Raw genomic sequence first — 14,269 nt, 5'->3', positions numbered from 1 at the left:
GCAGCTTTATGCGGCCGGACTGTTACTGCGCAGCGACTTTGTCAGCGGTCAGACGCAGGAATTCTTCCGCATCTTTCACGGTGATGTCGACCGCGTTTTGCCAGAATTCCGGCTGGGTCAGATCGACGCCGAGGTGTTTTTGGGCCAGCTCTTCGACCGTCATGCTCGCCGTGTCGCGCAGCAGCGCCACATATTTGTCGGCAAACGACGCGCCTTCCTGCAGCGCCAGCGCGTAAACGCCGGTCGAGAACAGGTAGCCGAAGGTGTACGGGAAGTTGTAGAACGGCACGGATGTCGAATAGAAGTGCAGCTTCGACGCCCAGAAGCGCGGGTGGTACAGCTCCAGAGAATCGCGGTACGATTTCTTCTGCGCTTCGACCATCAGCTCGTTCAAGCGCTCTGCGCTGACCAGGCCTTTTTGACGCTCATCGTAGAAGTTGTTTTCGAAGATGAAGCGGGCGTGGATGTCCATGTACATCGCGATCGAGCCGGACACTTTTTCTTCCAAGAGCGCGATCTTCTCGTCATCCGATTTCGCCGCCCGCACCGCCGCCGAAGTGACGAGCGTCTCGGCAAACGTCGAAGCGGTCTCTGCCACGTTCATCGCGTAGAGGCGGGAGAAGAACGGCATGTCGCCCATCACGTGTGCATGGTAGGCATGGCCCAGCTCATGCGCAAGCGTCGACACCGCGCCCATCGAGTTGTCGTATGTCATGAAGATGCGCGTTTCGTTTTTGCCCGGGAAGCCGGTGCAGAACCCGCCGGGACGCTTGCCCGGGCGGTCTTCCGCCTCGATCCAGCTCTTCTCGAACGCCATCGTCGCAAAGTCGGCAAAATCGGCCGAGAACTCTTTGAACTGCTCGACGATAAAGTTCGCTCCTTCATCGTACGTATACGACGTCTCCACCGTCGAAGTCGGCGCATACAGGTCGTAGTAGCTCAGTTTGTCGGTGCCGATCAGCTCCGCCTTGCGGTTCAAGAATTTCACGAACACGTCTTTGTTCTTGTCGATCACATCCCACATCACGTCGAGCGTGGCGCGGGACATGCGGTTGATGTCGCACGGCTCTTTGAGGATCGAATCCCAGCCGCGGGCCTTGTAATGCGCCCAGCGGAAGCCGCCGAGATGGTTGAGGTTGGCTGCGAACAGCTCTTCGTTCTGCGCGAACGCCTCTTCCCACGCTGTAAAAGCAGCTTCGCGCACGCTGCGGTCCGGGGTGCCGGAATACATGTTCTGCGCCTGGCCCACCGACAGCTCTTTCACTTCGCCGTCTTTCTCCACCTTGATCGCCATGCGGCCGATCAGCGTGTTGTACAGCGAGCCCCAGGCATGGTAGCCGTCGACGGCGAGGTCGCCGGCCAGCGCTTCCATCTCCGGCGCCAGTTTCTCGTTGGCGCGCTGACGGCGCTCATCCAGATAGAACGCGATCGGTTGGACGCGCTCATCTTGCAGCACGGCCGCCCAGGTGCTTTCATCGGCGGCGAGGATCTGCTTGTCGAGCACGGTCATCGCCGCGCCATGCTGTGCGGACAACTTGGTGATCGTGCCGTGCACGATCTTCGCATGCTGGTCTTTGACGTTTTGGGCGAGCAGGCAGGAGGTGAAGCTCATCGCATAGCGCAGGTTCGCAAACACCTCTTGCACGGTGTGCAGAACCGAAACCCAGGCGTCTACGCTGGTCGTCGAGGCCAGGGACGAGATCGTGCCGGACAGCCCTTCGATGCTCGTTTCGAGCTGTTCCAGATAATGAGCAAACTCCGGAGACTCCGAACCGCCAGCAAAAAACGGCTCCAAGTTCCACGTTTGGCTTAATTGTTTCATGAAAATCCCCCACTTCGCTATGTATTCCATCTCTGCTTTCATCATAACACACTTTTCAAATAACTTCCTGTTCCGCAAAAAAAGCCGCAGCAGCGGCTTCGGCTGGGCTTACGGCTTTAAAACGACTTTGATGCACCCGTCGAGCTTTTCATCAAAAAGCTCATACGCGCGCTCCGCTTCGGACAGCGGCAGGCGGTGCGTGATCACATCGGTCGGATCGAACTTGTTCGCTTCGATCATCCGGTACAGCTCCGGCATGTAGTGGATCACCGGCGCCTGCCCCATCTTCAGCGTAATGTTGCGGGCGAACAGGTCGCCGAGCGGGAAGGCGTTATAGCGCGCCCCGTACACGCCGATCAATTGGATCGTCCCGCCTTTTCTCACACACTGCGCGGCGATGACGATCGCGCCCATCGCGCCGCCCTGCAGCTTCAGGGCGCTCTCCATCATCTCGATGATCGTCATCTTGCCGTCCATGCCGACACAGTCGATCACCACATCGGCGCCGCCTTTGGTGATCTCTTTCAGATGCTCGCCGGGATGATCATGCTTGGTGAAATCGACGATCTCCACGCGGTTCACCCGCTTGGCATGTTCCAGCCGGTATCCGATGTAATCGACGGCGATCACACGCTTCGCGCCTTTCAGCCAGGCAAATTTTTGCGCGAGCAGCCCGACGGGGCCGCAGCCGAGCACGATCACCGTATCGCCCGGCTTGACTCCGGCATTGTCCACGCCCCAGTAAGCGGTCGGGACGATGTCCGACAGGAAGACGATCTTCTCATCCTCCAGCTCGCAGTTCTCCGGCACTTTAAACGGCGTGAAGTTCCCGTACGGCACCCGCAAAAATTCGGCCTGGCCGCCCGCATACCCGCCGAACGTCTCCGAATAGCCGAAATAGCCGCCCGCATCGCCGTGCGGATTCGCATTGTCACATTGGCTCTCCAGATGGCTCTCGCAGAAAAAACAGTGTCCGCAGGCCACATTAAACGGGACGATGACCCGGTCGCCTTTTTTCACCCGCGTCACGTCAGGCCCGACTTCTTCAACGATCCCCATCGGCTCATGGCCGATAATGTAGCCTTTGTGCAGATTGGGGACAAAGCCATGAATCAGATGCAAGTCCGACCCGCAGATGGCGGTGGTGGTGATGCGGACGACGATGTCTTCGCGTTCGATGATCTTCGGTTCCGGTACATCGGTCACTTTCACATCTTTGATCCCTTGATAGGTCACAGCTTTCATGCCCATTCTCCTTTCAGCCTGCCCTGGTCATACGCAGAGCGGTAATAGCGGTAGACGCAAGCGATCGACAGGTAGATGATGATGTCGGCGATCAGCGACAGCCACATCGACCACCACATGTGATGCTGCATGTTGCCTGTTCGGACTGTCACCCACTCAAAGAGGATCGCCGGGATCATCCAAAGCACGGCACGCTTGATGATCTGCTTCCACTGCTCGGGCAGATTTTGACAATAGAAATAGGCCACGACCGGATAGATGCCAAAATCGAGCGTCAGCGGGATCGTAAACAAAGGATGCGGCAGGCCCTTGTACGACCACAGCTGGTAATGCACCATCAACAAGTCGGTGATCAGTCCTAAAAAACTGGTGTAAGCGCAGATCGGAAACAGTTCGCGCAGGCGGGACTTGTCCGCTTTCACCCAAAACCAGAGCCAGCAGAAGACAAAGACCAGCACAAAATACAAGTTGATTCCTCCTTGATACGTGCTAATGGTTTCCTTCCAACGGGGAATAGTAGCAGCAGGAGGTTTTGTTCAATGGCAGTATTCCTGTTTGTAAGTATCGCCATACTTGCCTTTTGGGGCTTTGCCGATAAAACGAAGTTTCGCGCGATGTTTCCCATCCTGATCACCGCAGTTTTCCTGCGGTTTCTGGATCATTACGTCCTGATTGACTGGTTTAAATTGTGGGTGATGCACGGTGAAGGTTGGCGCACGATCTGGATCCCGATGCTCGCCAACCTGACGATCTGGTCGACCGCAGCTTATTTTTATATCCAATTCCTCCCCCGACCCTACCATCCAAAAGGGAAACACTTCGTGCTCCTGTCTCTCTATACCGCGCTGTTTGTGCTGGTGATGTGCGGCTATATGCGGGCGCTGCTCTATTTTCAGGTGCTTTCGATGCGTGACAGCTGGACGCTCTGGCATTCGGCCTTGAATCAATATGTGTATTTTTTGCTCATCTACGTGATCTACCGTTGGCTGACCCAGCCGGTGCGGGGAGGTGCTTCGCATGTCTAAGCCTTCTTATGAGGATCTGTACCAGAAACAAGTGCAGTTGAAAGAGATCGATCTTGCACAATGGAAACAGGACGATCTGTTTTCTCTGAACTGGTGGATGCTGCTGATCGTCATGCTGACCGCCTGGACGATCTGCTGGAAGATCGTCGACCGCAAACGGGTTGTGCCAGTCCTGCTGTACGGGGCGTTTGTTGCGCTGTGCTCCTCTTTTCTGGACGTGCTGGGGACTTCGCTGGCCTTGTGGGGCTATCCCGACCGTCTGGTACCGCTGATTCCGCCCTTTTTTATCTTCGACTTTGTCACGCTGCCGGTGGTGCTGCTCTGGGTGTATCAGAAGTACGGGCCGTGGGCACGCTATCTGATCGCCGCCACCATCGTTTCGGGCATCTTCTCGTTTGTCTTAGAACCGTTTTTGGCCTGGCGCGGGATGTACCGGCTGCATCACTGGGAATACTACTACTCCTTTCCGATCTATATCGCGATCGCAGCCCTCTTGAAAAAGGCGGTCGATCTGCTCGTCGAGACACAAAAAAAGCACGCCCCGCCTTAGCGGGACGTGCTTTTTTTGACAAACGGGTAAAAGATCAGACCGGTGAGGAGCATGCCGACACCGAGCAGGAACGTTTTCATATCGGACGTGCCGGCGTAGATCACCCACGCCGAGTAGACGGTGGCGAAAAAGGCGATCAGGAAATCGGCGGTGCGGCTCTGCGACGCTCCTTCATACGATTCACCGGTCAGGGTCAGCTTCAATTGGTATAAGGAAGCGATCATATACGGCACAAGGTAGGACAGGGTCGCGACGGTGATCACAAAGCCAAACGCTCCGGCGACGCTTTCGGAGATCGTCGAGAAAATGAACACTTGCGACAACAGGTTGGAGACGATCAGTGCGTTGACCGGCGCGCCTTTTTGGTTCTCTTTCAGGAAGAAACGCGGGAACAGGCCTTGCTTGGCCGCTTGGAACGGCACTTCGGACGACAGCATGATCCAGCCGATCATCGAGCCGGAGAGTGAGATCAGGCCGAGGATCGCCATCAATGAAGACCCCGGCGTGCCGACCACCGACACCAGCGCGTCGACGAGCGGCTTTTCGGTTGCCGTCAGCCGGTCTTGCGTCAGTGCGCCCATCGTGAGCACGGTGATGCCCATGTAGATGACCAAGGCGATGACGAGACCGGTGATCGTCGCTTTTTTCACGTCCGACTGCTTGCGGGCGCGGGACGAGAAGACGACCGCCGATTCGACGCCGACAAACGCCCACAGGGTGGAGATCGCCGCGCCATTGATCTGGCCGAACAAGGAGACCGCCTGCTGGGTGCCTTCGTCGATGCGCGGCTGCACGAGCGGCAGGATGTTCGCCTTTTGGAAAGCGAACAGCGCGGCGATGATGAAGAACAGGAAGCCGAGCACTTTGGCGGCAGTGGCGACGAAATTGACTTTGCCTGCCCCTTCCACCCCGCGCAGCACCAGCGTATGGATCAGCCAGAGCATCGCCGTGCAGACGAGGAAGGTGATCAGGTTGCCCGCCTTGACCGCGTAGGAGCCGATCTGGAACAGCTCGGCCTGCGAAGTCATCACCGGGAAGAACGTCGACAGGTACGAAGCAAAGGTGGTGATGATTGCCACGTTCCCCGTCGCGTTGGCCAGCCAATAGCCCCAGGCGACGATGTATCCGGACAAGCGCGAGCGGCCGGTTCCGGCGCGGAACATCGCGCGCGCGTACATCTGCGGTCCGCCGTTCAATTCCGGTTTGCGCAGTGACAGGTTGCCGAATACCAGCGCCGTCAGCAGCACGCCGGCGCCGGTGATCACCCAAGCGGACAGCACGGCCGCCGGAGACGCTTCCAGCGCCAGATTATGCGGTAACATAAAGATCCCGGAGCCGACCATATTGCCGATGACCAGCGCGGTCAGCACCCAAAATCCGAGGTTTTTTTGGGACATTTCGTTTCGTTCCTCCTTTGGCTTAACAAAGGAAGGTGGGCATAAAAAAACACCGCCAGACGGTGTATGTTTCCATGACCCGCACCTATCGCCTTTGTTGGAAATAGCTCTCCACGGGAAGTTGGCAGCATTCCCGTGACAGTTCCGGCCCTGTTCGAGCCCGGCCCCAGCCTGCTGACCGCAAAGACGGCCGCAAACTTCGGCAATGCTGCCTTTCCAGGGCGTTCACAGGTGTCCTTGCACCTCCCGCCGCGTACTGATCAGCACCGCAACCTCTACCCCACCTTGTAGATGAGGGTGTATGAAGTTTTGACAATGAAGTTTACACAACGAGACTTAGTATACGGATCGACTTTCAATCTAGTCAAGAGCTAATTTCTCACAGATGTGAAAAACCGCCGGTCAGAAGACCAGCGGTTGCATTTCGATCTCGATGTCAGACAGTGGCGTCACCGGGAGCAGGACATCGATCGTCGTGCCGACGCCGACCTCGCTCTGGATCTCCAGCCTGCCGCCGTGGTCCTCGATGATCTTGAAGGAGACCATCAGGCCCAGCCCGGTGCCTTCTTCTTTCGTGGAAAAAAACGGATCGCCGAGCTTCTGCAGCTGCTCTTCCGGGATGCCGATCCCTTGGTCGGTCAGGCGGATGCACACCTGTTCCGCTCCGCACGGTCCCAGCTCGATTAGCAGCTCGCCCCCGTCCGGCATCGCCTCGATCGCGTTCTTCAGCAAGTTGAGCAGCACCTGCTTGATCTGATTTTCTTCGATGTGCACCTCGGGCACCGACTGAAAGCGGGTGACGATGCGCACATCGTTTAAGATCGCCTGCGGTTCGAGCAAGGTGACGATCAGAAGCAAGAGGTGATCCAGGCTGGCCGGGCGAAACTTGGAGGACTGCGGCTTGGCAAGCAGCAGGAACTCGCTGACGATCAGATTGGCCCGGTCGAGCTCGGAGAGGATGACGTCGTAATACTCGCTGCTATGCTCTGCCTTTTCTTTGAGCAGTTGAGTGAAGCCTTTGATCGCCGTGAGCGGATTGCGGATCTCGTGGGCGATTCCCGCGGCCAGCTGCCCGACGGCGGTCAGCTTGTCGGAGCGGTGCAAGAGCTCCTGCGCCCGCTTCTGCTCGGTGATGTCCTCGGCGATCACGTAGGCGCCGAGGATGCGGGCGTCGATGATCAAAGGCACGTTGGTCACGCGCAGGTCGAGGCGGACGCCGCTTTTGTGCTGCACGTTGACATCGTAGTTGGGAGTTTCTCCTGCCAGCGATTTGCGAAAGCGGTCGATCATCAGCTGCACCGTCTCCGGCTCGATGATCGTCTTGAACGATTTGCCGAGCAGCTCTGCCCGGCCGTAACCGAGCATCAGCTCGGCCGCGCCGTTGACGTCGGTGACGTTGCCGTCGATATCGATCATGAAGACGGCAAACGGGTTGTGTGCAAACAAGGAGCGCAGCCGCTGCTCGGACAGACTGGCGCTTCGCAGCGCCAGTCGACGGTCGAACAGCGCGCCGAGCAGAACGAGTACTTGAATCAGCAGTGCCGCGATGCCAAGCGAAAAGGACAACAGCGTGGCGTCTGCCGTATGAATCGCCTCGGTCACCGGCTCAGCGACCGGGCGCACCGCGGTGCTCTGCATCGTCACATAATGGATCGAAGCAAACGACAGGCCCATCAGCACAGCCGAGATGACCTTGTGCGGACGCCTGCCGAGGCGTTTGCGTTCAGGGTATAAGAACGTGAAAGATAAGACCAGATACAAGACCGGCCAGGCAAACAAAAGCGATAGCGCCGCAGCCGGCAGATCGTATTCGATCGTAAAACCGACCTGCACGCCGCGCAGGTTCAAGACATAGACGGCTACGATGCCTGCCCCCATCAGCAGTGCGCCGAGCAAGATCCGGCTCTTCGTCAAGCCGCGGCGGCGCTTGACTTTCACCAGCACGAGGTAGGAGCTGAGCACCGACACGAGCATCGACAGCCCGAGCAGCCAAAAATCATAGGAAGCGGACATCGGCACCTGGCAGGCCCGCATGCCGATCAAATGCATCGTCCAGACGCCAAACCCCATCGCCACCGCGCCTGCCATCAGCCAGGCCCGGCGCTGTGTGCCGCGACAGACGGCGACCCGCTCGCTGATATCATTCACCGCATACGCGGCGATCAGCGCGATCAGAACGGTCAGCGTCGCCAAAGGAAAATTGTCCATGTCAAACGCCTCAACCATTCAGCTACCCCCACACGAATCAGGATCCGGAACACTCTCCCATATTCTACAAAAAAGATACCAAGACCTCCTTATCATCAAAATTCCTCTTACAAAACAAAATAACCCCGGGCAATTCCCGGGGTTGTTTGTTTACTCATAAATCGCATTCGCTAACAGTCGGAACAGGTAGTCGGTATGGTCGCGGAAACCGGCTTCGAGGCCGATCAAGGTCACCTCTTTCGACGGGTCGTGCACGATGACCGGCTTGCCTTGGGCGCTCTTGCTGTTGATCCAATGCCCGGCGAGGAAGAACCCGCCCTCGTTCGCATAGGACGCATCCACCGCATAGCCTGCCGTATTGGTGTACCAGACCGGGCGATAGACGAACCCGATGTCGTTCGACCCGTAGCCTGCGGTCAGCGGCGAATCGCTGTAGTTGATCTTGACGATGCCGTTTGCGTTGGAGGAGCCGACGTTCACGCCGACCGAAGTCAAGCCGAGCGTCTTCGCCGCCAGCGAACCGCCAGCGCCGACAGCGATGTATTTGCCGCCGCCGTCTACGAACGCGTTGACGTTCGCTTTAAACTTTGCCAGCTCCTCGGCCGACTGCAGGCCGAATTCGGCGTTGGCGACGCTGTTTGTCGTCGCGATCAGCCGCTCGGTGCCGCTGTAGATCAGCGCGTCGAAGCCGTTCAAGCCTTGGGCAGCCACCGTGCGCGGATGCAGTTCGGTCACGGCGAAGCCGAGGCGCTGCAACGCGAGCTTGGTGCCGGAGTGGGACTGGCCTTTGTTCATCCCGCCGTCTTTGACGATGGCGACCTGCACAGCGTCGAGCAGTTTGGCATCGGATGGAACGGCTGCCGTCTGCAGGGTGAGACCGGACGCTTTGACCTGCGACAGGAGCACCGAGCTGTTCGGCACATAGAAATTGCCAGCCTGATCGCGTTTGACTTCCACGCCTTGCTGCAGCAATTCGTTGGCGAGGTGCACCGCTTGCACAGAGGAATTGGGGATCTGGTACGGTCCTTTGCCGATCAGGGCGCCTTGTGTATGCACAGATTTGACTGTTGCGGTCTGGACGTTAAACGGCGCCTGTACCGGATCGGCTGCGAAACCCCACAATTCCGGCAGGCTCCAGGCGGAGATGTCGTACATCGCCGGGGTATCGGCCGAGATGTCTTCGCCATCCCAGAGCATGGTGTTGGCGAGACCCGCTTTCGCCTGATCCATCGGCACGATGTAGGTGCCGGCCGGGTATTGTTTGCCGTTTGCGGTGAACGCTTTTTTCGCCTGCTCGACGGTGATGTCGTTTTGCAGCAGGTGGTTGACCGCTTTTTCGGTCACCGTCGGGTCGGCCGCGTTGACCGGGAGCAGGTAAGCGTTCGGGAAAAAGCCTTGCTGATGAAACGGGTGGTCGAAGTTGATCCCGCGCTTAAACACTTCGATCTGGTCGGTCAGCATCGCTTTTTTGTTTTGGGTGGCGTATTTCAGCGCGCCGATCACCGCATCATATTGCCAGCGCACACCGTCCCAATCGTTGGTCGGCGCTTCCAGCGTGTAGCCGTAGGAGCCGTGGTACAGCGCGTACATCGGCGTGAAGATCGGCGGATAATCGTCCCAGCCGAAGGAATCGTCGCGCTGCGGAATGTAGACGCTGGCGAGGTCTTGGTAGTTCGCGCTGTACTGTTTTTTGTTGGAAAGGATCTCCGCTTCCATCGCTTCCGCTTGCGCGACCGACCATTTGGAGAACAGGTCATATTCGTAGTTCGGGTTGTGCGGAGGCGTGCACGGTTCGATCAAGCCGAGCTGGCTGGACGAGTTTTTCACATAGCCGTGCAGATCGAGAAACACCATCGGGTTCCATTCGGTGATCAGATCGACCGTCTGTTTGGTCTCCGGCTGGGACTGGGTGATGAAGTCGCGGTTGAGGTCGATGCCGTTGCCGTTGAAGCGGGTGCCGTCATAGCGGCCGTCCGGGTTGGCGACGACGTTGAAAATCAGGATGTTGTTGGCCAGGATCTCCTTGGTGGTCGCGTCATTTTGCAGCGCGAACCGCTCGATCAGCTGCAGCACAGCATCGGTGCCGACAAATTCGGTGCCGTGAATCGAGCCGTTGATCATGACCGGCACTTTGAAATCTTCATGCTTTTCCACCCACGACTGCGCTTTCTCCGGGTTCTTGAACATCTGTTTGCGCAGCGCCTGGTAGTAGCCATATTTGCCTTTCGCCTGCGGGTCGGAGATGGTGACCGTATACAGGTCGCGGCCTTGCGAAGACTGGCCGCTCACGTTGACGGTGACGCGGTTGCTCTGTTTGGCGAGGGTTTGGAGCTTTTGCGCGAGGGCGCTGTATTTGACAAAATCGTAGTTTTGCTGGTTGAACAGGCTGCCGTTCGTCTCTTGCGTTTCGTATGCATTCACATTCGTCCACGCGGCTGCAGGATTGTCGGCAAAAACTGCATACGGGGTCATGGTGATCAGGGTCAGGCTGAGTGCGCCTGCGAGTGCTTGTTTCTTCATGCTGTGAGGTCCTCCCTTTTTCTGGATGCCAAGTGATTCATATAAGCGAATAGATATTCAATAACTTTGATAAGTATACATACCTGTACCGGAGTGGGCAAGCGTTTTTTTCGCTGGAAGATGCAGGAGTTCAGAAAAGCGCCACGAAGTGTGTTTTTGTATAGTTGAAGCAGGTTGAGGAGGTTATGAATGATGGCGATTGGGTTTATCAATGGAGAGTGGATCCCGGTCGATCAAACGGTGCTGCCGATTGACGAGCGCGGTCATAATTTTGGCGACGGCGTGTACGAAGTGATTCGCGTGTACCAAGGCGTGCCGTTTAAGATGCGTGAACATCTGGTGCGATTGGAGCAGAGTGCGGAAGCGATCCTGCTGACGATGAACTATTCGATCCCGGAGCTGGAAGCGCTGATCGCGGAAGGTCTGGAGAAGACCGGCTTGCAGGAAGCGGCGGTCTATCTGCAGGTCACCCGCGGCATTGCCAAGCGCGTGCACCTGTTCCCGGATGTGCCGGCTTCGACGACGATGACGATCCGTCCGGCTGCCGACATCTCCGACAAGATCCGCGAGCAAGGCGTCCATGTGACGCTGGTCGACGATGAGCGCTGGAAGAACTGCTTCATCAAGTCGCTCAACCTGCTGCCGAACGTGATCGCCAAACAAAAGGCGACCGATGCCGGCTTCTATGAAGCGGTGTTTGTGCGCGACGGCGTGGTGCTGGAAGGGTCGAGCTGCAACCTGTTCCTCGTCAAGGACGGCGTGCTGATCACGCCGCCGGCGAACCGCTTTATCCTGCACGGCATCACGCGGGCGACATTGCTTGACATCGCGAAGGAGCTCGGGGTGCCGGTCGAGGAGAAGGAATTTGGTCCGGACTTGCTGCTGGCGGCAGATGAAGCGTTTTTGACGTCGACGTCGATGGAAGTGATGCCGGTGGTGAAGATCGACGGCCGGCAGATCGGCAGCGGCCAGCCGGGCGAGATTGCGCGCAAGCTGCATCGGAACTACCGCGCGAAATACCAGCAGATCGGAGTGTAAGCGGTGAAGGGGCGGATTCGCGAGTATGGCGTGGTGATCGGGTCGCTGCGCCCCGGTCCCGGCAATCGGATCACCGACGTGCCGGGCGTGACGGTCGGGCATTGCACGCTCGATGACGGCCCGGTGAAGACGGGGGTAACGGCGGTATTGCCGCACGGGGGCAATCTGTTTCGGGACAAGGTGCTGGCCGTCGCGCATGTGATCAACGGCTTCGGCAAGACGGCGGGCACGATTCAGATCGAGGAGCTCGGGACGATCGAGACGCCGATCCTGCTGACGAACACGCTGTCGGTCGGTCGGGTGAGCGATGCGCTGGTGGAAGTGATGCTGGAGCAGAATCCGGAGATCGGGGTGACCACCGGGACGGTAAATCCGGTGGTCGGCGAGTGCAATGACGGGTACCTGAATGATATACGCGGCTTGCACGTGCAAAAAGAACATGTGCGAGTCGCGCTGTCCTCCGCCGCTGCCGACTTTGCGGAAGGCGCCGTCGGCGCAGGTACCGGCATGAGCTGCTACGGGCTGAAAGGCGGCATCGGCTCCGCGTCGCGGGTGATCGAGCTTGGCAGCACGGAATATACGCTCGGCGTGCTCGTGCTCTCGAACTTCGGCAGGCAGCAAGATTTCATGCTGCACGGGATGCCCGCCGGGGCGTGGATCGCCGAATTGGAACGCTCACCAGAAGCGCCGGAAAAAGGCTCGATCATCTTTATTCTGGCGACCGACCTGCCGCTTTCAGAGCGGCAGTTAAAACGGGTCAGCAAGCGCTGTGCGGTGGGCTTGACCCGCACCGGGTCGTTCATCGGGAATGGCAGCGGCGATGTGGTGATCGGGTTTACGACGGGAAACCGGGTGCAGCATGACGAACCGAATGCGGTCGTCAGCTTGCAGATGCTGAATGAAAATGAGATCGACGCCGCCTTTCGCGCGGCGGCAGAAGCGGCGGAAGAGGCGATTTTGAACTCGATGACCGCCGCGAAGACGACCGTCGGGCGCGATGGCCATGACCGCAAGGGGCTGGCCGACTACTTGGATGCGGTGCTGACAAAATCACGAACGAGAGCCTGATCGATGTATCAGGCTCTTTTTTCGTGTAAAACTACCACCAGCGACCCCGATAAGGAGACTTCTGCCATGACGCTCACCAGTGCTTATCAAAGCAAACTCCGCACCCCGGAAGATGCGGTGCGCCTGATCGAACCGGGCGACGACATCCTCGTGCCACTCTCGGCCGGGGAACCGCCCGCCCTGCTCGATGCCTTGCCCACGCACAGCGGCTTGCAAGGCAACCGCCTGTTCCAGATGCTCTCCATGCGCCCGGCCCTCGAGATCGAGCCGGAACGCCTCCGGCTCATCTCGATGTTCCTCGGCGCCGGCGACCGCCCCGGTTTTCGCGCAGGGCGGGTCGATCTCCTGCCGAACCACTTTTCCGACCTGCCCGACCTGCTGCGGGGCATGACCCGCAACCGTGTGCTGATGGCGACCGTCTCGCCGATGGACGCGGACGGCTGCTTTTCGATCGGCACCAACTGTGATTACATCGGCACTCTGATCGCCGACGCCAAGCTGATTCTGCTCGAAGTCAACGAGTACATGCCGCGCACCCGCGGCAAAAACGTCCTCCACATCTCCCAAGTCGCCGCCCTCGTCGAGAACCACGTCGAACTGCCGCTCCTGCAAGAGCCGGAGATCACTGAGCATGATGCAGAGATCGGCCGCCTGATCGCCGGCCTCATCGAGGATGGCGATACCGTGCAGATCGGCTTCGGCGCGATCCCCAACGCCGTGATGAACTTCCTGCAAGGGCACAAAGACCTCGGCGTGTTCACCGAAATGCTGCCCGACAAAGCGGTTGACCTGTATGAAGCGGGCGTCATCACCGGACGCCGCAAGAAGATCTACCCCGGTCAGATGACCACCACATTTGCGCTCGGCAGCCGCAAGCTGTACAACTTCCTGCATGACAATCAGGATGTGTTGTTCCTGCCCGTCTCCTGGACGAACGACGTGCGGGTCCTCGCGCAGATCGACAACCTCGTCTCGATCAACTCCACCGTCGAAGTCGACTTCCTCGGCCAATGCAATTCGGAGACGGTCGGCGGCTCGTATTATTCGTCAACCGGCGGCCAGGCCGATTTTGCCCGCGGGGCGCGCTTGTCCCCAAACGGACGCGGCATCATCTGCCTGCACTCCACCGCCAAAAACGGCACGATCTCCAAGATCGTCCCCGCCCTGCACCCGGGCTCGGTCGTCACCACTTCGAAAAACGATGTCGACATGATCGTCACCGAATACGGCGTCGCCCGGCTGAAAGGCAAAGCGATCCGCGAGCGCACCCGCGCCTTGATCGCCATCGCCCACCCGAAATTTCGCGAGGAACTGGAAGTTCAGGCCCGCAAAATGGGATATTTGATCTAAAAAAGAGCTTCCCGCATCGGGAAGCTCTTTTGCTTGCAGAAAGGCA

At 58.4% G+C, this 14,269-nt stretch carries 11 protein-coding genes and 1 riboswitch; of the genes, 5 read left to right on the top strand and 6 right to left on the bottom strand.

Translation table 11 applies throughout. The features are described from left to right. Positions 1-22: 22 nt before the first annotated feature. The 3 genes from EV586_RS12375 to EV586_RS12365 all read right to left on the bottom strand — a co-directional run bounded on the left by EV586_RS12375 (position 23) and on the right by EV586_RS12365 (position 3,525). On the bottom strand, positions 23-1,822 hold the full coding sequence (locus EV586_RS12375) for a M3 family oligoendopeptidase (RefSeq protein WP_132945429.1): 1,800 nt from the start codon (positions 1,820-1,822) through the stop codon (positions 23-25). A gap of 108 nt (positions 1,823-1,930) precedes the next feature. Beyond that, the gene (locus tag EV586_RS12370; RefSeq protein WP_132945428.1) at positions 1,931-3,067 is read right to left on the bottom strand and encodes a zinc-dependent alcohol dehydrogenase; all 1,137 of its coding nucleotides are present in this window, start codon (positions 3,065-3,067) and stop codon (positions 1,931-1,933) included. Then, on the bottom strand, positions 3,064-3,525 hold the full coding sequence (locus EV586_RS12365) for a CBO0543 family protein (protein ID WP_347812676.1): 462 nt from the start codon (positions 3,523-3,525) through the stop codon (positions 3,064-3,066). Before EV586_RS12365 ends, EV586_RS12370 begins: the two co-directional genes overlap by 4 nt. An 81-nt stretch (positions 3,526-3,606) precedes the next feature. Between EV586_RS12365 and EV586_RS12360 the strand changes: the two genes are divergently transcribed. After that, positions 3,607-4,092 (top strand): hypothetical protein, encoded by a 486-nt coding sequence (locus EV586_RS12360; RefSeq protein WP_132945426.1) that lies wholly within the window; start codon positions 3,607-3,609, stop codon positions 4,090-4,092. Continuing rightward, complete coding sequence (locus EV586_RS12355) at positions 4,085-4,642, top strand: CBO0543 family protein (RefSeq protein WP_132945425.1); 558 nt, start codon at positions 4,085-4,087, stop codon at positions 4,640-4,642. Before EV586_RS12360 ends, EV586_RS12355 begins: the two co-directional genes overlap by 8 nt. Here EV586_RS12355 and EV586_RS12350 read toward each other — a convergent pair. The 3 genes from EV586_RS12350 to EV586_RS12340 all read right to left on the bottom strand — a co-directional run bounded on the left by EV586_RS12350 (position 4,639) and on the right by EV586_RS12340 (position 10,767). Continuing rightward, positions 4,639-6,039 (bottom strand): amino acid permease, encoded by a 1,401-nt coding sequence (locus tag EV586_RS12350; protein ID WP_132945424.1) that lies wholly within the window; start codon positions 6,037-6,039, stop codon positions 4,639-4,641. The two genes, EV586_RS12355 and EV586_RS12350, sit on opposite strands and share 4 nt — an antisense overlap. A gap of 96 nt (positions 6,040-6,135) precedes the next feature. Next, positions 6,136-6,325, bottom strand: a riboswitch (Lysine riboswitch). A gap of 116 nt (positions 6,326-6,441) precedes the next feature. Then, positions 6,442-8,247: an ATP-binding protein gene (locus tag EV586_RS12345; RefSeq protein WP_165898566.1), complete on the bottom strand. Its 1,806-nt coding sequence runs from the start codon at positions 8,245-8,247 to the stop codon at positions 6,442-6,444. Between the two features lie 150 nt (positions 8,248-8,397). Further along, on the bottom strand, positions 8,398-10,767 hold the full coding sequence (locus tag EV586_RS12340) for a M14 family zinc carboxypeptidase (protein ID WP_132945422.1): 2,370 nt from the start codon (positions 10,765-10,767) through the stop codon (positions 8,398-8,400). Between the two features lie 192 nt (positions 10,768-10,959). Here EV586_RS12340 and dat point away from each other — a divergent pair, with 192 nt between their 5' ends. The 3 genes from dat to EV586_RS12325 all read left to right on the top strand — a co-directional run bounded on the left by dat (position 10,960) and on the right by EV586_RS12325 (position 14,223). Beyond that, positions 10,960-11,805, top strand: coding sequence for a D-amino-acid transaminase (dat, locus tag EV586_RS12335; RefSeq protein ID WP_132945421.1), 846 nt, complete (start codon positions 10,960-10,962; stop codon positions 11,803-11,805). Between the two features lie 3 nt (positions 11,806-11,808). After that, positions 11,809-12,873, top strand: a complete 1,065-nt coding sequence (locus tag EV586_RS12330) for a DmpA family aminopeptidase (protein WP_132945420.1) — start codon at positions 11,809-11,811, stop codon at positions 12,871-12,873. 66 nt (positions 12,874-12,939) lie between these two features. Next, on the top strand, positions 12,940-14,223 hold the full coding sequence (locus EV586_RS12325; protein WP_132945419.1) for an acetyl-CoA hydrolase/transferase family protein: 1,284 nt from the start codon (positions 12,940-12,942) through the stop codon (positions 14,221-14,223). Positions 14,224-14,269 lie beyond the last annotated feature (46 nt).

It is taken from the genome of Tumebacillus sp. BK434, from assembly GCF_004340785.1.
GTDB lineage: Bacteria > Bacillota > Bacilli > Tumebacillales > Tumebacillaceae > Tumebacillus_A.
The sequence above is the reverse complement of the archived record's forward strand: the minus strand, read 5'-3'. Positions and strand labels throughout refer to the sequence as shown.